Source organism: Clostridioides sp. ES-S-0108-01 (assembly GCF_020662285.1).
GTDB lineage: Bacteria > Bacillota > Clostridia > Peptostreptococcales > Peptostreptococcaceae > Clostridioides.
This window is the reverse complement of sequence record NZ_JADGMN010000003.1, coordinates 67900-91143: the sequence shown is the minus strand read 5'-3', so window position 1 is coordinate 91143 and position 23244 is coordinate 67900. Positions and strand designations below refer to the sequence as shown.

23 protein-coding genes, 2 riboswitches and 1 other annotated feature are annotated in these 23244 nt (G+C 28.8%); of the genes, 3 read left to right on the top strand and 20 right to left on the bottom strand.

Annotated features, from left to right (window positions below):
- Positions 1-53: 53 nt before the first annotated feature.
- Positions 54-338 (top strand): transcriptional regulator, encoded by a 285-nt coding sequence (locus tag IR152_RS04245; protein ID WP_227450565.1) that lies wholly within the window; start codon positions 54-56, stop codon positions 336-338.
- Between the two features lie 77 nt (positions 339-415).
- Here IR152_RS04245 and IR152_RS04240 read toward each other — a convergent pair whose 3' ends face one another.
- From IR152_RS04240 to recQ, 20 genes are all read right to left on the bottom strand, one after another.
- Positions 416-1960, bottom strand: coding sequence for a hydantoinase/oxoprolinase family protein (locus IR152_RS04240; RefSeq protein ID WP_227450564.1), 1545 nt, complete (start codon positions 1958-1960; stop codon positions 416-418).
- 20 nt (positions 1961-1980) lie between these two features.
- Positions 1981-3060, bottom strand: a complete 1080-nt coding sequence (locus IR152_RS04235; RefSeq protein WP_227450563.1) for a DUF917 domain-containing protein — start codon at positions 3058-3060, stop codon at positions 1981-1983.
- Positions 3061-3113: 53 nt separating this feature from the next.
- Positions 3114-4403, bottom strand: coding sequence for a cytosine permease (locus IR152_RS04230; RefSeq protein WP_227450562.1), 1290 nt, complete (start codon positions 4401-4403; stop codon positions 3114-3116).
- Positions 4404-4566: 163 nt separating this feature from the next.
- Positions 4567-4778, bottom strand: a binding site (T-box leader).
- A 186-nt stretch (positions 4779-4964) separates the two neighbouring features.
- Entirely contained in the window at positions 4965-5186 is a 222-nt protein-coding gene (locus IR152_RS04225; protein ID WP_227450561.1) for a hypothetical protein, read from the bottom strand.
- Between the two features lie 42 nt (positions 5187-5228).
- A complete protein-coding gene (locus IR152_RS04220) occupies positions 5229-5663 on the bottom strand; it encodes an MOSC domain-containing protein (protein ID WP_227450560.1) in 435 nt (144 codons plus the stop codon).
- 33 nt (positions 5664-5696) lie between these two features.
- Positions 5697-6167 carry a cyclic pyranopterin monophosphate synthase MoaC gene (gene moaC / locus IR152_RS04215; protein ID WP_227450559.1) on the bottom strand — a complete coding sequence of 157 codons (471 nt, stop codon included), beginning with the start codon at positions 6165-6167 and terminating at the stop codon, positions 5697-5699.
- Between the two features lie 3 nt (positions 6168-6170).
- Positions 6171-7130 carry a GTP 3',8-cyclase MoaA gene (gene moaA, locus IR152_RS04210; RefSeq protein WP_227450558.1) on the bottom strand — a complete coding sequence of 320 codons (960 nt, stop codon included), beginning with the start codon at positions 7128-7130 and terminating at the stop codon, positions 6171-6173.
- A gap of 46 nt (positions 7131-7176) precedes the next feature.
- A complete protein-coding gene (locus IR152_RS04205; RefSeq protein ID WP_227450557.1) occupies positions 7177-7680 on the bottom strand; it encodes a molybdenum cofactor biosynthesis protein B in 504 nt (167 codons plus the stop codon).
- Positions 7681-8150: 470 nt separating this feature from the next.
- Positions 8151-8489 carry a heavy metal-binding domain-containing protein gene (locus IR152_RS04200; protein WP_227450556.1) on the bottom strand — a complete coding sequence of 113 codons (339 nt, stop codon included), beginning with the start codon at positions 8487-8489 and terminating at the stop codon, positions 8151-8153.
- 157 nt (positions 8490-8646) lie between these two features.
- On the bottom strand, positions 8647-9018 hold the full coding sequence (locus IR152_RS04195) for a CoA-binding protein (protein WP_227450555.1): 372 nt from the start codon (positions 9016-9018) through the stop codon (positions 8647-8649).
- A gap of 47 nt (positions 9019-9065) precedes the next feature.
- The gene (locus tag IR152_RS04190) at positions 9066-9674 is read right to left on the bottom strand and encodes a molybdenum cofactor guanylyltransferase (protein WP_227450554.1); all 609 of its coding nucleotides are present in this window, start codon (positions 9672-9674) and stop codon (positions 9066-9068) included.
- A gap of 24 nt (positions 9675-9698) precedes the next feature.
- A complete protein-coding gene (locus IR152_RS04185; protein WP_227450553.1) occupies positions 9699-11066 on the bottom strand; it encodes a GTP pyrophosphokinase family protein in 1368 nt (455 codons plus the stop codon).
- Positions 11067-11590: 524 nt separating this feature from the next.
- Positions 11591-12985: a YfcC family protein gene (locus tag IR152_RS04180; protein ID WP_227450552.1), complete on the bottom strand. Its 1395-nt coding sequence runs from the start codon at positions 12983-12985 to the stop codon at positions 11591-11593.
- A 189-nt stretch (positions 12986-13174) separates the two neighbouring features.
- Complete coding sequence (locus tag IR152_RS04175) at positions 13175-13864, bottom strand: thiamine phosphate synthase (protein ID WP_227450551.1); 690 nt, start codon at positions 13862-13864, stop codon at positions 13175-13177.
- The gene (gene thiH / locus IR152_RS04170; protein WP_227450550.1) at positions 13865-14968 is read right to left on the bottom strand and encodes a 2-iminoacetate synthase ThiH; all 1104 of its coding nucleotides are present in this window, start codon (positions 14966-14968) and stop codon (positions 13865-13867) included. It abuts the gene before it with no gap.
- A 16-nt stretch (positions 14969-14984) separates the two neighbouring features.
- On the bottom strand, positions 14985-15755 hold the full coding sequence (locus IR152_RS04165) for a thiazole synthase (protein WP_227450549.1): 771 nt from the start codon (positions 15753-15755) through the stop codon (positions 14985-14987).
- 62 nt (positions 15756-15817) lie between these two features.
- Entirely contained in the window at positions 15818-16621 is an 804-nt protein-coding gene (gene thiF, locus IR152_RS04160; RefSeq protein WP_227450548.1) for a thiamine biosynthesis protein ThiF, read from the bottom strand.
- Positions 16614-16808 (bottom strand): sulfur carrier protein ThiS, encoded by a 195-nt coding sequence (gene thiS / locus IR152_RS04155; RefSeq protein ID WP_227450547.1) that lies wholly within the window; start codon positions 16806-16808, stop codon positions 16614-16616. Before thiS ends, thiF begins: the two co-directional genes overlap by 8 nt.
- Before the next feature lie 53 nt (positions 16809-16861).
- Entirely contained in the window at positions 16862-18163 is a 1302-nt protein-coding gene (thiC, locus tag IR152_RS04150) for a phosphomethylpyrimidine synthase ThiC (RefSeq protein ID WP_227450546.1), read from the bottom strand.
- Positions 18164-18304: 141 nt separating this feature from the next.
- Positions 18305-18416, bottom strand: a riboswitch (TPP riboswitch).
- Positions 18417-18504: 88 nt separating this feature from the next.
- A complete protein-coding gene (gene recQ, locus IR152_RS04145) occupies positions 18505-20988 on the bottom strand; it encodes a DNA helicase RecQ (protein WP_227450545.1) in 2484 nt (827 codons plus the stop codon).
- Between the two features lie 187 nt (positions 20989-21175).
- A riboswitch (FMN riboswitch) is annotated at positions 21176-21297 on the top strand.
- A gap of 131 nt (positions 21298-21428) precedes the next feature.
- Here recQ and ribD point away from each other — a divergent pair.
- Together ribD and IR152_RS04135 are read left to right on the top strand one after the other, a co-directional pair.
- Positions 21429-22541 (top strand): bifunctional diaminohydroxyphosphoribosylaminopyrimidine deaminase/5-amino-6-(5-phosphoribosylamino)uracil reductase RibD, encoded by a 1113-nt coding sequence (ribD, locus tag IR152_RS04140; RefSeq protein WP_227450544.1) that lies wholly within the window; start codon positions 21429-21431, stop codon positions 22539-22541.
- 32 nt (positions 22542-22573) lie between these two features.
- On the top strand, positions 22574-23239 hold the full coding sequence (locus tag IR152_RS04135; protein WP_227450543.1) for a riboflavin synthase: 666 nt from the start codon (positions 22574-22576) through the stop codon (positions 23237-23239).
- The last annotated feature ends 5 nt before the right edge of the window (positions 23240-23244 follow it).

Sequence of the window (23244 nt, the reverse complement as noted above, 5' to 3'; positions counted from 1 at the left end):
TTATTGACTAAAAAAAATTTTAATGTTAGAATTTTTTTTAAGAGGTGATTAAAGTGGCAAAAAATACAAAGCAAACAACGGTTCATATTGATGAGACGCTACTTAAAGAAGTTAAGAGAATAGGAATTAACGAAAATAAAAGTATATCCCAGATAATAAACGAATCAATAATAGATTATGTATTAGTATACAGAGAAAATGAAGATAAAGAAAAAAATGAACATGATAAGAATCTAAATGAGACAATAAATGCATTTAAAAAAGAAGAAGCAAAAAGAATTCAAGCAAAAAGTGCTGCTAGAGCTATATCAGAAGCAAAAAAACGAGTTCTTTACTAACAAAAACAAAAATCGGTACAAATTAAGCACCGATTTTTTTATATATAAAATAAGCTTAAAAATAATTAAATTCTTCTTTAAATTAAATCACCAACAACTTTTACTTTTATAAGAAGTGCATTACCAGGAAGGTATGCAAGCGGAACATCCTCTATATTTAATACTTCTATAGTATCTTCTTTAGCACCAGCTTTTAGAGCTTTATTTACAGCCTCTTTTTTTGCATCTTCTATGGCGTCTTCTCTAGACATTTTATCCAAACTGTATACTTTTTCTACATCTCCACTTATTTGTCCTAAAGCTGCACCAATAGCATTTGCAGCAGTATAGTGAGGAGGTCTTATAACATTACTTATACCTTTTAGTTTTTCAGGAACAATTATACTTCCTCCACCAGTTAAAACCAATTCAACATCCTCTTGACTAGTTTTCATTTGGTCTACAGCATCTTCTAGTTTTAAAACCACCTTTTTATATACCTCACTACAATACTCCTTATCTAAATTTTCAACATTACTTTTTCTATCTTCAAATACCATATCTAGCTTTGTAACAACATCTGATAAAGTTAAAGTATCTCCACCAAATATTATTGCATCTTCAGTTATTTTATATCCTACACTTTCAGGACCTATCTTTATATTATCTTTTTCCCCTTTTACACATGTCCCACCAGCAAGACCAATAGTTAAAACATCTGGCATTCTAAAGTTTGTATGTACTCCTCCAATTGTAACTGGAATTGATGATTCTCTAGGGAATCCATTGTATAGTACACCTAAGTCACTTGTAGTTCCTCCAACATCTAGTACTATTGCATTTTTTACTTCTGATAAGAAAGAAGCCCCTCTTATAGAATTTGTTATTCCACATCCAATTGTAAAAATTGGGTATTTCATTGTATACTCTAAATTCATTAATGTTCCATCATTTTGACTAAAATATATTTGAGCATCTATACCTAAATCTTTAAGTGCTTTTTCAAATCCTAAAGATACAGCTTTTCCTACTTGAGATAATGCAGAATTTAAAATAGCTCCATTTTCTCTTTCTAATATACCTATATTGCCTATTTCATTTGATAAGGATATAGGAATATCCCCTAAAACTTCTCTAACCCACTTTGCAACTTCTTCTTCTTGTTGTTTATTTACTGGAGCAAATACTCCACTTATTGCAACACTTTCCACTTTATCTTTTATTCTATTGCAAAATTCTACAACTTCATCTTTACAAAGTTCATTTATCTTTCTACCATCGAACTCATATCCACCAGATACCAATATTGAATCTAACTCTATTTTTTCTCTTAAATCTTCTGGCCAATCTATAAAAGGAAGAATAGCAGTAGTTGCTGGTTTCCCTATTCTTATCATAGCTACATTATTAAGTCTTTTTCTTTCTACGATAGCATTTGTACAATGAGTTGTTCCAAGCATAGCATATTTTATTAAAGAATGGTCAATTTTACTTTCATCTATAACTTTTTTTAAGGCATTGTAAACACCAGTTTCAACATCTTTTGTAGTTGCTACCTTAACTGAATGAATTACTTTTAATTCACCATCCAGTATACAAGCATCTGTATTTGTTCCTCCAACGTCAATTCCTACACGATACATCAAAATTTCCTCCTAAACTTTTATTTTCCTTGTAATTCTTCTACTGTTTTATATTCCACATCATATCCAAAGTATCCAGGTCCAACTGTCTCAATTCCTTTTTCTGTTCTCCACTTTTCATTACAAGGAAAAGCTACTACCATAACACGAGAACCATATTTTATTCTTTCTGTAGTTATTGGAAATCCAGTTTCTAAGTCTAATACTGCTATTAAATCTGGTGTAATACAAAGTGGTGTATCACCTTTTTTTGCAATTAAGTTCTCATTTTGGAATAATATGGAATACTCTCCATCATATTTATTAATCCCAGCAAAAAAGGCATGTCCTCTAGTAAATCCACCTTTTAATTCTCTTTTAATATCAATTACTTTCCCTTCAAATAATTTGTATCCATTTAATTCTTTTAGTATATTCTCAACAGCACCTTTTGAATCAGATTTATTTTCAAGTAAAAAACCTCCTATAGTTTCAGCTATTGTAAGTGTGTTACCTATAGCAGCTTTTTTAACTTGAGCTCCACTTAAATTATAGTCACTGATAGAAGAACTTCCTCCCATTTCTACAGTTAAAGTTCTAGCTAATCTTTCTGACCAAATTCCATCCACAGGATAAAGTATAGCAGAATTACCTTTTTCATCAGACATTACAGCAGGAGATGCCTCATATCCTTCAAGATAAAAAGTTACCATTTGGGCTTCAGGAAAGGCTCTACCCATGGAATCTGCATCTAATATAGGGAGCCCTTTTTTGGCAGCAACTGCTATCGGCATAAGCGAGTTTATCCCTCCTATTTCTATAGGAATTATAACATCCACTTTTCTGTTTAATAATTTCTCCATTATCTCTAAAGGTGTAGTTAATTCTACTTCTGAAAGTAATTTTTCTATTGTAATTACAGGAGAACCCATACCAGATACTGGAACTACCAAAGCATCATCATCAAGTTTATCCAAGCTTATTACTTTTACAGGACCATACTTTTTAATTGCTTGTTTTGCAACCAATTTACCTACATATGGGTCACCCCCACCTCCAGTTCCAAGCACTGCTGCACCAACTGCTATTTTATCCACACTTTCTTCTGTTAAAAATCTCATGTTACTTTCTCCTTATATTTCAAATTTATTTTATACTTTATAAACAAATTTCATTATACTGCTTCGTCTATTTCTTGCTTATTTTCTGTTGAACAAAGCACTTTTCCAATAATAGATTGTACTACAAACCCTGCTATAAATCCATCTAACGGAGCTATAGTAGTAAGAGTTATAAGTCCATATGTTGAAAGATAAGTTATTAATATACCAATTATCCAAGACACTATTGAACGTTTAACTATTGGTTTATATAATACACCTTTATCAAAACCTTTAAGTTCTTGCTTTACTATGTAATATTCCGCTGTATATACACCACCAACAGGTGCAATTACAATTCCAAGTAAATTTAAAAATCCTATAAAACCTTCATATATTCCAAATACAGCTAATAACGTTGCTACAATACCAAGAACTATAGTTAATACTTTCTCAGGAGCCTTTTTAAATACAAGAGCTATACTTAGTGATGCAGAATATACATTACTTGTGTTTGTAGTCCATTGAGCTAATGTAAGTACAATTATACCTGGTATAGCAATTCCTAATGTAATAAAAATTCTCATAATATCTGAAGTTCCCATACATTTTACTAATACTATCGAAACTATTATCATAAAGGCATTTCCAAATTGTATTCCTAAAAAACTTGAAAGTGCACAATCTCTTCTACTTTTAGCCCAACGGCTTATATCAGGAGACACTATTGCACCAACTATTATTATACTCATTGACAAAGAAACTCCACCTGCAAAGGTCATAGTAGATTTCATATTATCATCAACTGGAATTCCATTTGCTCTAAAAGCTAAAAATATAGTTAACATCATAAGAACTAATAAAAATGGTACTGAATACACACTCAACTTTTCCATTGCCTTATATCCATAAATTGCAGTACTCATCATCAAGAGACCACCTATTAGGCTTAGAATCTGCATACTCACATCTAGATTAAATATATCTTTTATTATTATCTGTGCATTTTGGGCAAAGAAACCTACTTGAACTCCAAACCACCCTAATAAAGATACCCCTATAACTAGAGAAAATATTTTTGCTCCAGCTTCTCCAAATACATACTTTGTTATCATAGATGTAGATAAACTCGTAGATGAACCAACCAAAGAGCATATAGTATACAAAATTGCAGAAAAAAATGAACCAACAACTACTGACAATATTGCTTGTTTCATTGGCATACTTTGTGCCAACTCAGCTCCTAAAATAACAGATGATAAATCCACACCTATTGCTACTAAAACTGAAAACATAGCTACCCAACCACGTTTTTTATTCTCTGGAACCTGCTCCAGAGCATAGTTAATTTTTTCTTCTTCCATTTTCATCCCTCCATTTAAATCGTAAGTCCACTGACTCTAGCATATTTTACAATTTTCTAATTTATAAATTTATTAACTATCATATTTTTATACTTTTCATTTAATATATAGTTTTAAATTTTCTGAAATAAGTTTCTAAATAAAAAACGCCTCTTGGAAAAATCCAAGAGACGAATATAAATCCGTGTTACCACTCTTATTAGTAAAAATTAATTTTACTCACTCATTTTCTTAAGGCGAATTAAACCACTATTATAATATAATTACAATAGTATTCTCCAAAGTTCTTTTCACATAAATTCCAATATTAGTTCTCAGCTAAACCTAACTCTCTGTAAAATTCCTTCATGTTACTTTCTTCTTCTACGAATATATAATATTGATTTGTAGTTAATTTATGATTTATATCATAATATATATGCAATATTTTGTCAACTTAAAAAGTCAATTACTTGCATTTTTTAGTTTTATATGTAATTTTTTATATTATTACTATACTTATATTATGTATTTTTTTTAATTTCATCAAATTTTATATCATATTTATATTCTTATACATCTTTATACATTACTTATACATCCATTTATTTGTATCATGAAAAATTCATTTAACATATGCTTTGTATATTTAGATAAATGTCTTTCAACACCAGACATCTCTACATACTTTCCAATAAACCATAACCAATAACCATCTGTAAACATGCCTAAACTACCTTCTAACTCTGGACCTAATATTTTCTCAAAAACATTGATAGTATCTGAATATTTTAAAAGGAACACCTTATTTGTGGCGTTCCATAGTATAATGCTTTATTAAATTTTTTATTGAATTATATCTATTGAATCTCCAACATTTATAATACCTTCCTTTATAACTTTTACAAAAATTCCCTCTCGTGGCATTACACAGTCTCCTGTCAATTTTTTAATTTCACATCCATTGTGACATTTTTTCCCTATTTGAGTTACTTCAACTTCACATTGCCCTATTCTTAACTTTGTGCCAACAGGCAGGGAAAATACTTCTATTCCCTCTGTAGTTATATTTTCAGCAAAATCTCCAAATTTTAATTGGTCAAAACCTCTCATTTTCATTTTATCTATGCTTTCTTTTCCAAGTAAACTTATCTGACGATGCCAGTTACCTGCATGTGCATCTCCAACTATCCCATGATTTATTTTTAGCTCTGCACATTGCACAGGAACTTTAACTACACCCTTTTTTTCACTTATATTTATTGATATTACTTTAGCCATATTCCCTCCAAATTTTCACCCAATATCCTTAAATTATTCAAACTTAAAATCACCTGATTTTCCACCAGTTTTCTCCACAAGATGTATATTACTTATAACCATTTTTTTATCAACTGCTTTACACATATCATAAATTGTAAGTGCTGCTAAAGAACATGCACTTAAAGCTTCCATTTCCACTCCAGTTTTTCCAAGAGATTTACAAGTTGCAAATATCCTAATAGCAGACATAGAATCATCTATATCAAATTCTAAATCACATCCAACTAATTTAATCTGATGGCACATTGGTATATTTGAAGATGTATTTTTAGCTCCCATTATACCTGCAACTTGAGCTACAGATAACACATCTCCTTTTTTTATCTGACCATTTTTTACTTTTTCTAAAGCTTCTTGACTGAGAGTAATTGTAGCTGTTGCCACAGCTGTTCTTTTAGTATCATCTTTTTCACTTATATCCACCATCTTGGCATACCCTTTTTCATTTATATGTGTTAACATTACTTATCCTCCAATTTCATACATACGCCTATTTGTATCACTACATTTGTTTTCTATTAAATGATGCTTTTCTGGTTTTTGTTTTATTATATCTTTCATAGATTCTCTAAATAACAATGGTTTATGTAAAAATGGTTTTATATCTATTTCCTCTTTTGAATGTAGACATAATTTTATTGCACCACTAGAAGTAAGTCTAATACGATTACAAGTGTTACAAAATGAACAGCTTAACGGAGTTATAATTCCTATTCTTCCTTTAGCTCCTTTAAACATATAATATTCTGCTGTACTTTTTTCATCATTTTTAACTTTATATAAACCATATATTTTTTCAATCATTTCTTTTACATTAAAATAACCCTTTTTATAAACTCTATTAGCCTCACCTAATGGCATAAGCTCTATAAATCTTACATCGATTGGTGATTTAACTGTTAAAAACATAAAATCTTTAAGCTCATCATCATTAAACCCACTTATAGCAACGCAATTTAACTTTACTTTTATACCTAAATTTAAACAAGATTCAATTGACTTTAAGACATCTTTTAAGTTTCCACCTCTTGTTACGGATTTATACTTATATTCCTTCAAAGAGTCTAAACTTATATTTACTTTATTTAGACCACATTTTTCAAGCTCAAATATTCTATCAGAAAGCCCAATAGCATTAGTGGTCATTCCTATATTATTTATTCCACATTCTTCTTTTGTAAATTTTATAAGTTCATTCAATTTAGGATATAAAAGAGGTTCTCCTCCAGTAAATCTAACTTTTGTTATACCTTGTTCTGCCATAGCCTTTATAATGAATTTGTAATCTTCAAAACTTAGATTTTCATTTATATAATTTTTATCAAATTTTACATCTGGTGGCATACAATAGACACACCTTAAATTACACTTATCTGTAAGTGAAATACGAAGGTAGTCTATTTTTCTTCCATACTTATCAATCATACTCTATCTACCTCTTTGTCTATTTTTTATCTATCTAGATTATATACTATTCACTTTTTTTAGTGGCACATTCTGTAGCTTCTCCTTTTAATATTTCTATGCCATGGTCTAAAACATCAATTATAAAACTTAGATTTTCAACTGCACCTTTGGGACTTCCAGGTAAATTTATTATTATAGAATTATTTCTTATTCCACTCACACCCCTACTTAGTATAGCTTTTTTGGTAATTTCTGTAGATTTCATTCTCATGTATTCGCTTAGACCTGGTATCTCTTTTTCTAACACTTCCTTAGTTGCTTCTGGAGTTATATCTCTTTTTGAAAAACCAGTTCCACCATTAGTAAGAATTAAATCTATTTTATTACCATTGCAAAGTTTTATAATATTTTCTTTTAGCATTTCCTTATCATCTTTTATAAGTACATATTCAGTAACTTTGTAAGCTCCTGTATTTTCAACAAATTCAGTTAATTTTTTTCCTGTTATATCTTCTCTTTTTCCTTCATAGCCTTTATCACTAAGTGTTATAATTGCAACATTAAACATATATTCTCACCCCTCTATACATTGATTAAGTCCCTATAAATAAAAATCTCTTTTAATAAACCCTACTATCTTTTATTCACTTTTTTCTCAGTAATATAACATATTATATTTATTTTTTTAATTATATCACCCATAACACATACATTTTTTATTATTCCAACGTTCTCAAAATGAAGATATTACTTCATAACTGTATCAAATATAAAACTAATTATATATGTAATTTATATAACGCATGTACGAGTACTTTCAATTTCTATAATTATTATAACATTGTCCATATTTTTCTCTACCAATAAAATTTTTAAAGTCTATACCATACATTATATAATATAATTTTACTTATTTATATAATATCATCCTAATTTTACTGTCATAATAATTAAAATTCTTTCTCATATTAGTTCTTTCAAATAAAAAAAGGCATCCATAAAACTTTTAAAAGATGCCTCTTTTTAACTATTTATATTTTATTTTTCAACCACATCATTATCATCTTCTAAAACAACTGCTGTTCCATAAGCAAGCATTTCTGCTGCACCTTGCATAACTGAAGCTGAAGATAGTCTAAATGCTATTACTGCGTTTGCACCTTTAGCCTCTGCATCCTCAACCATTCTACCTATGGCAATTTGTCTTGCTTCAGTAAGCATTTCATTATATCCAGTAAGTTCTCCTCCAACAAGATTTTTAAAACTCGCTCCTATATCTTTTCCAACATGTTTTGCTCTTATTGTACTACCTCTCACTAACCCTAGAACTTCTGATATCTTTTTTCCTTCTACTTTTTCTGTAGTTACTATTAACATAATATATCAACTCCTTAGTCTCCTATTTAATATATTATATCATGTAACTCACAATTTTTTAACAAATATTGCAACTTAACGTTTTATTAACTAATTTATATTATAAAATAATATGTTTTATTAACTAATTATATTTTTATTATTAAAATACATAAATTTATCTAGTTAACTCATCATATAAACTTAAATTATATTCTATATTTAATTTTAAATCTTTAGTCTTTTTAATCATCATTTCACTAAAACTTCCTTTTTCAAACCACATATTTTGTATATCCAAAAGCTCTACTTCTTCTAAAATTACATCCATCTTGGATTGTTTGTCAATAATTGCTACAACATCAATATTGTGTGGAACGTCTTTTAAACACTCATACACGTCTATACCTTCAATAGGTTTCTTCTCTTCATCTATAGCAACAACTTTGTACATATTCTTTCTAAGTTCATCTAATATTTTATATGCTTTACTTTCTTCATCGCTATTATTTAATATTACTGCCCAAGAATCGCATTTAAGTAAATTCATAAACTCTCCTCCATATAAATCCTACTCTATTTTACAACTATAGCTAATTAAACTTTAGTTAATTTTTCATACTCATCAACAGTGTTTACATTTAAAAATAAACCTTCATCATCAAAGTATATATAGCTTTTATCTATTTTGTCTATAAAGCTTCTGAGCTTTAAATCATTTTCCCCTATACATAAAGATACTTTATTTATTATACTCTTTTTATATCCAGAACACAATGGTTGTAACTTTCCATTTGTCACTGAAATCACACTTTTGTCATTCATTTCATTAGCTATTCTTTCGACAACTTCACTGTTTAGATATGGCATATCACATGCAATTGTAACTATATCATACTTTGCATATTCAAGAGCAGTATATATACCTCCAATTGGACCAACATCTTTTACTATATCATTATAAACTCTAATATCATATTTAGAATATAATTCTTCATTATTAGATATTATTATTACTTCATCAAAATTTTTAAATACTCCTATTGCAATTTCAATAAAAAGCTTTTCATGTAGCTCTAGAAAGGCTTTATCTCTTCCCATTCTAGAATTTTTTCCTCCAGCCAAAATCACACCTGTTTTCTCTATACAAATCGCCTCCTCCAAAATAATTTTATTTAATTCATATATATTTGAAAAATGGCGCATTAGCGCCACTTCAATATTGACTTATTACTCAAAGATTTGAATAATTTTTTCTTTAAATGCATTCATAAGCTTTTCTTTTTCTTCTAAATATTCACCATAGCACTCATATTCTCTACATATACAATTTATAATTTCGCTTGATGTGAAGTTTATTTTTTCAAGATTATAGTTATATAAAATTTCAACACTATCAATCTCACTTATGCTATTAAATATACAATCATACATATCTTCAATTATAAACTTACTATATTCTTCAAATTGGCATAGTAGTTGTTCCCTATTTTCCTCTAGTAGCACATTTTCTTTTATAAACTCTACAAAGTTTTCAAAGTCTTCTGTATTGTTACATGGCTCTATTTCAAATAATATTCTAAAAAACAGATTCCATGGAAATTCCGTGTTTAATCTACTTCTAAAGTGATTTCCTAGTTTTTTGCAAAATTTGTCATCAAATGTTGGTTCTCTTTCAAATTCTATTTGCTCATTGAAATCTATATCCTTGTTTACAATTTCATTCAATCTTGCAAACTCATCAAGCATAAAACTACCTAGAACGTCATCACTTATGTCCTGTTTATTAAAAGAATAGCTTAATATAGTCTCACATGGTTTTTTAAAATCCACAACAAAACCTATACTTTTGTTCATCTTTTCAGAAAAAGCATCATATACTAGTTTCGCAAATAATTTTTCAATTTCTTTTTTGCTTACTTTCATATTAAAAGACTTTCCTGAATGAAAGTTTTTATAAATACTTAAAAGCTGATTGTCTATCATAGTAAGATTATTCTTTATAGAGTCCATCATATCCTTTATAAATTTGTCAGCAAGTAAATATGTATTATTTTTATAAATTATTTTATGTTCTATTTCGCTCCAAAACACATTTACAAGAGATTTAATTTGAAGTTCAAATTTTACTTCTCTATCTAAATATGTAAAAACTCCATCTATTTTATATATTTCAAATCCATTTTTTTGCTTATTAGGTTGCCTTTCAGATAATTTTAATTTAATATTCTTATTTTCTTTATTATAGTAATTTATTTTGTCATCTGTTTTATTAAAATACCTTCTCAAAAGCCTATATATCTTGTTTTCATCCTCAATAAATCTGCACTCAATTCTTAAACCTATTAAGTCAGAAACATTATGAACAAGATTACTTGCTTCACCATATTTTTTTAAATATCTATTTCTAATTATTTTTTCTCTCAAACTTGATTCTGATTTTATTCTAGAGGTTACATTTATATATTCTTGGTTCTTTTCATCCAAAATATTTTCAAAATACTCTTCTATTTCATCTGATATGGTTTCTAATGTTGGTGATATTGACCTCAACATATCGATAGACTCTTCAATAAAATCAAATTCTTTTAATCCCATAAATTTTTACGCTCCTATATTTAATAACTTTTAGTTATTTCAGTTCTTTATATTTAATTACACTATTATTTTAACATTTTTTCCTACCATAAGTAAGTATTCTCCAAAAACCTTCATATATATTTCAAATTAGCATTAATTTATTTAGTTTTTTTACTTTTAATTTTATTTTTTTTACTAATTTGACATATAAAACAAGAACCAATAGACTAAATGAGTACACTTCAAGAAATTGAGCGAGAAAATATACATTTGTTACGAAATTTTGTCATTTATTATATAAAAAATTTTTTTTATATTATCATATGAAATAGATAAAAATAAAAAATTAATACTTAACCAAATGAAAAATATAACAATTAAAACTATGTCCAATTAGGTAATAACTCAAAACATCAGTAAATATATTTATTTCTAAATACAAAAAATAAATTACCACTAATTAGTTTAGTGGTAATTTATTGAAAATATATTATTATTTTATATAATTAATTACTAAATATCTTAAATAAAACTGTACTTAATTAAAACCCTATATATATACCTATTGTTAAAAAGACTAGAGATACAGCTGTTAAAATCAACAATATAGGCATTATAAATCTTACCCATTTTGAAAATGGAATATGAGCCACTGCAAGTGCTCCCATCAGTACTCCTGAAGTTGGAGTTATGAAGTTTGTAAGACCTACACCAAATTGATAAGCGGTTACTATCACTTGAGCTGATATATTAACTAAATCACCAAGAGGAGCAAGCACAGGTACTGTAAGTGAAGCAAGACCTGAAGATGATGGTATTAAAAATGCCAATGCAGCCTCCAAGAAGAATGATAAATATACAAATATAACCTTTGGAAGTCCACCTAAAAAAGCTGCCGCGGAATTTAATATAGTATCTATTATAAATCCATTTTGAGCAATTATTACGATTCCACGAGCTAAAGCTATGGCAAGAGCTGCTGATGCTAAATCTTTTGCTCCATCTATAAAACTTTCTGAAATTTCAATTTGAGATAATCTACCAACCAAACCAGAAAGTACACCTATCGCAGCAAAACACATTGATATTTCTGGAATATACCATCCTTGACTTAAAACACCCCAAATCATTATTGCCATCCCTATTCCAAATATAGCAAGAACAGATACTTCCTTAAAAGTAAATTCTTTTATTTCTGTTGAAGTTTGATTAAGTATTGATTTATTATTTTTATCTATTTCATATACTATTGAACTTTCAGGATTTTCCTTTACCTTTTTAGCATAGTACATAACAAATGCTATACTGATTAATATATATGCTATAAAAATAACTACTCTGTAAGCTACTCCTGAACCAGGAGCAAGTTGAGCTAATGCCTGTGCAATACCAACTGAAAATGGATTTATTGTTGACGCTGCTGCTCCTGCTGCCGCTCCTATAAATACGATTGCTATAGCGGTTAGAGAATCATATCCTAAGGATGTCATAAGCGGAACAAATATCATATAAAATGGTAATGTCTCTTCTGCCATCCCAAATGTAGTGCCTCCAAGTCCAAATAAAATCATTGATATTGGAATTATAAGAAGTTCTTTTCCCTTAAACTTAGATATAACTGATGCTATTCCTGCTTCTATAGCTCCAGTCCTATTTACAATACCAAAAGCACCTCCAACTATTAAAACAAAACCTACAACCTCAGCTGAATCAATAAAACCTTCTATTGGTGCTTTAAAAACATCTGCAAATCCTTGAGGATTACTTTCTACACTTTGATAAGTCCCTGGTACAACTACCATTCTGCCTTCTACATCTTCTCTACTAAATTCACCACTTGGTACTATCCAAGTCAATATTGCCATTAAGACTATTAGTAAAAATATTATTGTAAAAGTGTGTGGTATAATAAATCGTTTATTTTTACTGTCAGTCATTATAATGTCCTCCATACTTTACTAAAATTTAAATCTTTCTAGGATATTGTTTAATCTCTCTGACTAAAGTTTTCCCTTTTTACAATTTTTTATTAGCAAAGATAAAATAAAAAAGCTACCTTTTAATTAAACTTTAAAAGCTAGCTTTTTTATTTTTCTTTAAATTAAGAATTCAACATAATATGTTTACTAATTCAACTTTTCATTATAATTTGATATGGTTTTTTTTATATTTTTAGATTTCATTATAGTTGACATTACAGCAAAATCATCACAGTATTTTAATGTTTCTTTGACATTGGATGGTAAAATTCCCCCAAGTGCAACTATTTTAATATCAGTAATCTTCTTAGCTTCTTTTAAAAACTCAATCCCTTTTGGATGTAAGCCTTCTTTACATTTAGTTTCATATATATGTGATAATGTTATGTAATCTATTTTTATATTTTGATTTCTTATTAATTTTTCTAAATATTCTACTTCCTCTATTTTGTGTAAAGATAATCCCAATATTTTATTTTTATTAAAATCATACTTATTTTCAATTAAATTCAAGAACAATTTAAAAGGAAGATGGATACCTTGACAATCCGTTTTTTCAAAGAATTCAATGTTGCTATTTATTATAAAGTTAACCTTGAACTTATTTCCACATTTTTTCTGGTTTATATTAGTTTTCAAACTTTCATTTGACATTTGCTCTTGAAAATCTATACAATTTATTTTAGTTTTTATTTCTATATATAATTTTTTTAACTCTTTATATTCTAAATCCTTTTCTCTTATTATTATATTTTCTACACCACTCAATATAGACTCTTTAATAACTTCTAAATATCGCTCTTCACTACATAACCTTCTGTTTGTTATCAAATACATTTAAAATCTTTCCCAATCTTTAAACACATGTTGATAACCAATTGAGTTTAGCATTTTCTCCACATCTTTAACAGTACTTTCATCATTTATCTTAAATTGAGCAGTATCATGTTCATCTTGAGAATGTCCTCCTACATCAGTAGATACACCTGCACTCAATTTAGTTACTCCCAGAGGTATTATATGGCTTCTCATTTCCAAATTCTCTCTAGTCGATATATTTATGGATGCATGAGGGTCAAATAGTCTCATACACACCATAGCTTGAACTAAGTCAGTATCACTTATATCTACTAATTCTTCAAAACATCCTTTAAAAGGTCTCATTCTTGGTGTTGAATACGAAAGCTCAATATGAGGATATTTTGTTTTTAAGTATTTCCCATGCAATATTGTAAAGAAAGTTTCTTTTCTAAAATCATTTAACCCTAAAAGTGCACCTATTGATAAAGTTCTCATCCCTGCTTTTGCCCCTCTTTCAGGGGCATCTAATCTAAATTTATAATTTGATTTTGGCCCTTTTATATGTACTCTCTTATATATTTCCTCATCATAAGTTTCTTGGTATACTGTTAACCCTTCAACACCTTTATCTACAATATACTTATATTCCTTTACTTCCATTGGATAAACTTCTATACCTATAGAGGGAAATTTCTCTCTTAATATTTCTATAGCCTCACCTATATATTCTACACTTGAGTGAAAACTACTTTCTCCAGTCAAAACAAGTAGATGTTTAAAACCTTCTTTTGAAATTGCATCTCCCTCTTCTCTAATTTCATCCATAGTTAATTTTTTTCTTTTTATTCCACTTTTTATATTATAGCTGCAGTAAACACATTGATTAACACAATAATTTGCTATATACATTGGCGTATATAAACATACAGTTTTCCCAAAATATTGAACACTTAATTTATGTGCTTTTTGTGCCATAGCTTCTAAATGTTTTACAGCAGTTTTAGAAAGCAAATTTAATATATCAAAATCTTCAAGCTTGTCTTTTGATAAACTTCTTAAAACATCATTATCAGTAACATTACTTAAATATCCATCAAAATCAAAATCCCTATATTTTTCTATTACATCATAAAAACTCATCACCAATCACCACTTTCTATAAATTCCCTAAAAAACCTGTTAAAGGAGAAGATGCGTTTGCAAACTCTGACACACTTCCTGTTTTTGCGATATATGCTTCTCTTCCTCCTTCTACAGCTAGTTTGAATGCTCTAGCCATTTGTACAGGGTCTCCTGCTGAAGCTATCGCAGTGTTGACAAGTACTGCATCAGCCCCCATTTCCATAGCCTCCATAGCTTGAGATGGCTTTCCAATACCTGCATCCACTATTATTGGTATATCCAACTCATCTATCATTATTCTTATCATTTCTTTCATTTGAAGACCTCTATTTGAACCAATTGGAGCCCCAAGGGGCATAACTGCTGCTGCATTAGCTTCTATAAGTCTTCTTCCAGCATAAAGGTCTGGTGTCATATATGGAAGAACTATAAATCCTTCATCAGCAAGTATTTTTGTAGCTTTTATAGTTTCTTCATTGTCAGGAAGTAGGTATCTAGTATCTGATATTACTTCTATTTTTATAAAATCTCCACATCCCATTTTTCTAGATATTCTAGCTATTCTTACAGCTTCTTCTGCATTAGTAGCTCCTGATGTATTTGGAAGTATTGTCATTTCTTTTGGAATATATGTTAATATGTTTTCTTGTTTGTTATCTAAATCCACTCTTCTAAGTGCCATTGTTATTATTTCACTTCCACTTTCTTTTATTACTTCAGGCAATATATTATTTGAACCATATTTACCTGTTCCAACCAATAATCTGCTACTAAATTCATGTCCACCAAGTATCAATTTATCCATATTATTTCCCTCCATGTTCAATTTTTTTAATATTCAATCTTTTTTGTATCTAATTTTAATATTTACATATCTATAAGTATTTGTGTTGCCAAATTTGCCATGTGATTTGCACAGATAGCAACTCTTGGAGCCATAAGCCCTTCACCAAATTTAGCTTCATTTACAAAATCCCCACATATATAAAACCTGTCTTTTAGCTTCTTAGTAGTTATTATATTTGAATCATAATAACCTGCCATACCTGATGATGCTATTAGGTATTTATCTTTTAAATTTATTAATACATAGTTACATACCTGTGCCTTACATGAAGCATCATCAAAAGCTTCAATTATTAAGTCTGAATCTTTAATAGTGTCCATATTATGCTTGTTTAAAAAAATATCCCGTTTATTTAATTTTATAAAAGGATTTATTTTTTTTATATTTCCTATCATGGCATCAGTTTTTAGTTTTCCTATATCATCTATAAAATACTGCTGTCTATTCAAGTTAGATGGTTCTACAACATCATAATCTATAAGTAAAAGTTCTCCTACTCCAATTCTAGCTAAAGAGATAGCTATATTGGAACCAAGTCCCCCCAATCCTAATATAGCAACCTTCCCTTTTTTTAGCTTATTATGTATATTTGGAGTATGTCTAGCAATCAACAAGCTTTCCAACTCATCAAGCGACGGCTTAACTCCCTTTTGTATAAGTGTTAATTTATCATTTTCACAAAGGCGGATATCCGTTTTAATTGGATATCCATTTAACACTAATACATCACATTTATTATTATAACTATCTCTGACTTTATAAGCAGTTGTATTTTCCTCAACATCTGTTAATAACTCATTTACAAATATTTTTATTTTAACCACCTCCAATAAAGCTAATAAGTTCTACAATATCCTCATCTTTTAATATATATGTATTGTAGTTAGATTCTTCAATTATCTCTAGATTTACTTCAACTACAACTCTATCACTCTTTAAATTGTATTTATTTAATAAATCTATAACAGTCAAATCTTCTTCAAATTCAATTTCCTTCCCATTAACCTTCACTAAATCACCTCCTCTTTTCACCTTCTTATTATTCCAGTCATATTAGCCAAAAATTATATTAGATTAAGTTCCTCATTGTTTAATATTTTCTTAACCGTTCTCATTGAGCACATTTTTCCACACATAGTACAACTATCTTCATGAGTAGGAGTTGATTCATCTCTGTATCTCTTAGCCTTTTCAGGGTCTATTGCAAGCCTAAACATCTCACACCAGTCTAAATCAGCTCTAGCTTTACTCATCTTATTATCCCATTCACGAGCACCTTTAACATTTTTAGCTATATCCCCTGCATGAGCAGCTATTTTTGCAGCTATTATGCCTTCTTTCATATCATCTAAATTAGGTAGTCTTAAATGTTCTGCTGGAGTTACATAACATAAAAAATCTACTCCTTTAGCACATGCTAAAGCCCCTCCTATTGCACTTGTTATGTGGTCATAACCTGGTGCTATATCTGTAACCAATGGTCCAAGAACATAAAAAGGTGCTCCATGGCACAATCTCTTTTCTAATACTACATTTGCTTCTATTTCATCAATAGCCATATGACCAGGGCCTTCTATCATTACCTGTACATTTCTTTCCCATGCTCTTTTAGTAAGTTCACCTAATACTACAAGTTCTTGAATTTGAACACCATCAGTAGAATCTTTTATACAACCTGGTCTACAAGCATCTCCTAGACTCAATGTAACATCATATTCCTCACATATATCCAGTATTTTATCAAAATTAGTATAAATAGGATTTTCCTTATTATTTAATTCCATCCATGCAAATAATAAAGAACCTCCACGAGATACTATATGAGTTAATCTTTCATGATTTTTTATTTTTTGGCAAACACTTCTTGTAAGACCTGCATGTATAGTAATAAAGTCCACTCCATCAATAGCATGTTGTCTTATTACATTTAAAAATTCTTCTTCTGTTATATCTTTTAATTCTTTTTCCAAATATCCCACTGCATCATACATAGGTACTGAACCTATCATTGCAGGTGACATTTCAACCACCTTTTCTCTAAATTCTCTAGTTTTACCATAATTACTTAAATCCATTATAGCTTCAGCTTTCATGTCTATTGCTACTCTAACTTTTTCAAGTTCTTTTTCTATATCCTTACAATCTCTTGAAATTCCTAGATTTACATTTATTTTTGTTCTTAAATTCTTACCTACACCTTCTGCACTTAAAGATTTGTGATTTTTATTAGCTGGTATAACAACTTGTCCATTTGCTATTAATTCCCTTAATTCGTTTACATCTATCTGTTCTTTTTGAGAAACGATTTCCATTTCTTTAGTTATTATGCCTTTTCTAGCAGCATCCATTTGTGTTGTATAATTCATATTACAATCCTCCAAGATTAAAGTTATAATTTTTGAAAATAAAAAAAGTGCTTCTCCTTGTTTGGAAAGCACTCTTATAATCATATATACATTTAGACAAATTTCCCCTAATATTGAATAATTTATCTATTTATATAACAAAATTATATTAAAAAGCTTCCCTTCGCAAGCATTATCTTGATCAGGTTATTAGGGTTTGTAAGTTACGGCTTTATCTCTCAGCTAGCCAATTCTAGCGCCCCTAGCTCTAATTTTTCATTATTTTTACAAATTCAGTATAACACAGCAAAAATATTAGTTCAACACAATAATACAAATTTTATTTTTTATTATATTAAAAATTATTCTGCTATAATATTATTTTTTAAGCTTTCAAGATAAGAGTCGAGTATCACAGCCCTTATGTTTTCATACTTTATTGAATCTGGAAGTTTTCTTTTTATGTTATTTAAATTATCATAGCCTACTTTTTCGCAAACTTCTAAAATCATTTTCTTTTTATCTTCATTATAAAAATTTTCTAACCCTAATTCAAATGATATGCTATTCCCATCCTTTACATAATCATGCACATATCCAATAATGGTTGATAATGAAACTTCTATTTCTTGACTGATACTTCGTATATCTTTTCCTTGATTCAGTAAATCTAATGCTATTTCATTATTTTTTCTACTTTCTCCATCTAGTATCAACTTCCTTTTACTCTTTTTCTCCCAAATAACATTAATATCATTTTCTTTCACATATTCTTTGACTACATCCAAAATACTAGCTCCATACTTTTCAAATTTTACACCACCTATTCCAGAAATATCTTTTAATTGTTCTTCATTAAGTGGATATCTTCCACTTATTTCTTTTAAAGCCTTATTGGCTAAAACCATATATGGAGGCAATTTTTCCTTTGTTGCATACTCTTCTCTAATAACCAACAGTTTTTCATATAGAGCTTTATCTGTATTGACCTCAAGGAAGTCACTATTAACGCTCTTCAAATCGACATTTTTTTCATTCATTTTTTTATTTATATTATTTTTTTCGACATATTCTTTAATTACTGTTTCAAAATCTCTACCATATTTTTGATATTTAATTTCTCCTACTCCAGAAATATTTAACATTTCTTCTTTATTAACTGGATAACTAATAGACATAGCTCTAAGTGTACCATCTCCAAATACCATATATGGAGCTATCCTTTCTTCACTTGCAATTGAGTGTCTAAGTTCTCTTAAAGCACTATACAACTCATCTTCTATTTCTAATGATTTTGTCATCACAATCTCTTTAAATTCTACTTTCACTTGTCCTTTTAAAACTTTCATAGACATCTCATTCAATCTTATAGTTGGAAAACTCCCTCTATTTCCATTACCTAGAGTCTCAACTAAATCTAAAAAACCATGAGAAACCAATGTGTTTATAAAATTCTTTAAGTCTTCGCTTGAATAGTCTCTCATAATGTTATATGTAGATAAAGTATTTAATCCAAGCTGTAAAATCTTTTTATTCTTAGAACCTCTAAGTACATCTACAATAGTAGTGACACCATAACTTCTTTTCATTCTAGCTACACATGAAATGACTTTTTGAGCATCCACAGTTTTATCTACTATTTCACCCTCTACTAAACAATTACTACAATTATTACAATTGTCTATATAATTTTCTCCAAAGTAATTTAATATTGCCTTTCTATAGCATGAATTACTGTAAACTAAGTCAATCATATATTGAAGCTTCTTATGTTGAAATAATTTTCTTTCAGGATTTTCAACTCCAATATCAATTAAATATTTTTGTATATGTACATCTCCTGGAGAAAATAAAAGCACACACTCACTTTTTTCTCCGTCCCTACCAGCTCTACCTATTTCTTGGTAGTAATTTTCTATACTTTGAGGCATATTGTAGTGTATAACCCATCTTATATTAGGTTTATCAATACCCATTCCAAATGCATTTGTCGCTACCATTATATCCACATTATCATTTATAAAGTCTTCTTGATTTTTACTTCTTTCGTTTTTAGATAAACCTGCATGATATTTTGACACAGATATATTTCTCTTAGATAACGCATTATATATATTTTCAACTTCCTTCCTAGTTGCAACATATATAATTCCAGACTCATTTTTATGATTTTGAATATAATCTAAAATATACTTATTTTTACTGGATGATTTTACTATATTTATTGATAAGTTCTCTCTATCAAACCCAGTTATATAGTAGTCTGGATTTTCTAAACACAATAAATTTATTATATCAGTTCTTACTTCTTCTGATGCTGTTGCAGTAAATGCTGTAATTATAGGTCTTTTAGGCAAACTCTTTATAAAATCAGAAATTCTTCTATAACTCAACCTAAAATCATGTCCCCATTGAGATACACAATGCGCTTCATCTATTGCAATTTGACTTATGTTGTTATTATTTATTAGCTCAAGAAACTCCTGAACATCTAATCTCTCTGGAGCAATATAGAGTATTTTATAATTATTTTTTCTAATATTATTTAATATTTCATTAAATTCTCTACTACTTAATGAACTATTTATAAAGGCAGCACTAATCCCCATAGCTTTTAAAGCATCTACTTGGTCTTTCATAAGAGATATAAGTGGAGAAATTACTATTGTTATTCCATCTAAAATCAATGCTGGAAGCTGATAACAGATTGATTTTCCTCCTCCTGTTGGCATTATAGCTAAGACATCTTTTTTGTTTAGAATAGAGTTTATTATAGATTCTTGACCCTTTCTAAAACTTGTATATCCATAGTATTTTGATAGTATTTCTAAAAGTTTTTTATTCATATATTTCTCTCCTAATTTAAATTAATTAGACTTCTTTTCTGATTATGTTCAAATTTTTATTGTTATATTCACAATCGTGGTATTCCAAAGTTTATACACATTCTATATTATATATTAACATATATTTTCAAAAAAATAGTTTGCAAATTAAAATAATTTATGATACATTCTAAGTATAAATTTAATACTTAATCTTCGGGGTAGGGTGAAATTCCCAATCGGCGGTATAGCCCGCGAGCTAAGGTAAAACTTGGTTGATTTGGTTAAATTCCAAAGCCGACAGTAAAGTCTGGATGGAAGAAGATATTTAATGAGTGTTTTTGTAGAACAATTTTGTTGTACATTTATTGAACAGTTATTGTAGATTATTCTAAACCCTGAGGATTAACTCAGGGTTTTTTGTTTAAAAAATATCTATTTAAACAGGAGGTGTACATATTGTGAATTTTGCGAATCAAAAAGAAAAAGATATTTATTATATGAAAAAAGCCCTTGAATTAGCTAAAAATGGAGAAGGTTTTGTAAATCCAAATCCGTTAGTTGGATGTGTAATTGTTAAAGATAATTACATAATAGGCAAAGGATATCATGAGAAATTTGGCTCTAATCATGCTGAAGTAAATGCTATAAACAGTGCTAAACAAAGTCTAAAAGACTCTACTCTTTATGTAAACTTAGAACCATGTTCTCATTATGGAAAAACGCCTCCTTGTGTTGATAAAATTATCCAAAATAAGATTAAGAGAGTTGTCATATCTACATTAGACCCAAATCCACTTGTTTGTGGTAATGGAGTAAAAAAATTAAAAAATAACAACATCGATGTTACTGTGGGGATATTAGAAGAAGAATCAAGGGATTTAAACGAGGCATTTTTTTATTACATAAAAAACAAAAGACCTCTTTGTATTGTAAAATCAGCAGTAAGCCTAGATGGTAAAATTGCTACAAAGTCACTAGAATCAAAATGGATATCTAATGAATCATCAAGGTATCTAACTCATAAATACAGAAATAAGTACCAAAGTATAATGGTTGGCATAAACACAGTTTTAAATGATAATCCTTTACTGACTTGTAGGCTTAATCAAGAAAAAGTATCTCATCCTACAAGAATAGTAATAGATACACACCTAAAATTGCCAGTTAGTAGTAATTTGGTTAAGGATAAAACCAGTAAAACTATAGTTTTCACATGTTGCAAAGACAGTAAAAAATTATCTATGTTAAAAGAAAATAATGTTGAAACTATAATTTCTCCTTCAAAAAATAACTTAGTAGATTTAGAGTTTGTAATGTATAAATTGGGAGAACTAAACATTGATTCTGTTTTAGTTGAAGGTGGTGCTACTCTTAATGACAATCTCTTTAGAAACAAGTTAGTTGATAAAGTCAAATTATTTCTATCACCCAAGATTATAGGTGGTAAAGATGCACCTACATTCGTTTCTGGAGAAGGAATAAACCGCTTGTCAGATTCAACACAGTTAGTAATCAATAACGTAACCTTAATAGATGGAGATGTTTTGATAGAATCTGATGTTTTAAATTAAATTTTGTGAATACATGTACATAGGAGGTTAGAATGTTTACTGGCATAGTAGAAGAAGTTGGGATACTTAGAAAAATTACTGCTAATGGTAAGAGTGGAAAAGTAACCATACTATCAAACAAAATATTAGATGGCACAAATCTTGGAGATAGTATAGCTGTAAATGGAGTTTGTCTAACTGTTTCAAATCTTGGAAAAAATGAATTTACAGCTGATGTTATGATGGAGACAATTCGTTCCACAAATTTAGGTTCATTAAATGCAAATGACAAGGTAAATCTCGAAAGAGCTATGAGTCTTTCTTCAAGATTTGGTGGTCACATAGTAACAGGTCATGTTGATTGTAGAGGAACTATTTGCAAGTTTGAAAAAGACGAAAATGCAGTTTTAGTAAGTATACGACCTGATAAAAAACTTTTATCATCAATGATACTTAAAGGTTCTGTTGCTATTGATGGTGTAAGTTTAACCGTATCATATTTAGATGATGAAATATTTAAGGTTTCTATTATACCTCACACTAAATTTAACACTACTCTCTTGACAAAGAATGTTGGGGACTTTGTTAATTTAGAAAGTGATGTAATTGGAAAGTATGTTAATAATTTTATGGTCAACAGCTGTAAAGAATTAAATTCTAATACTAATAACTATAAATCAAATATAGATAAAGATTTTTTATTTAAAAATGGTTTTTAAAAATA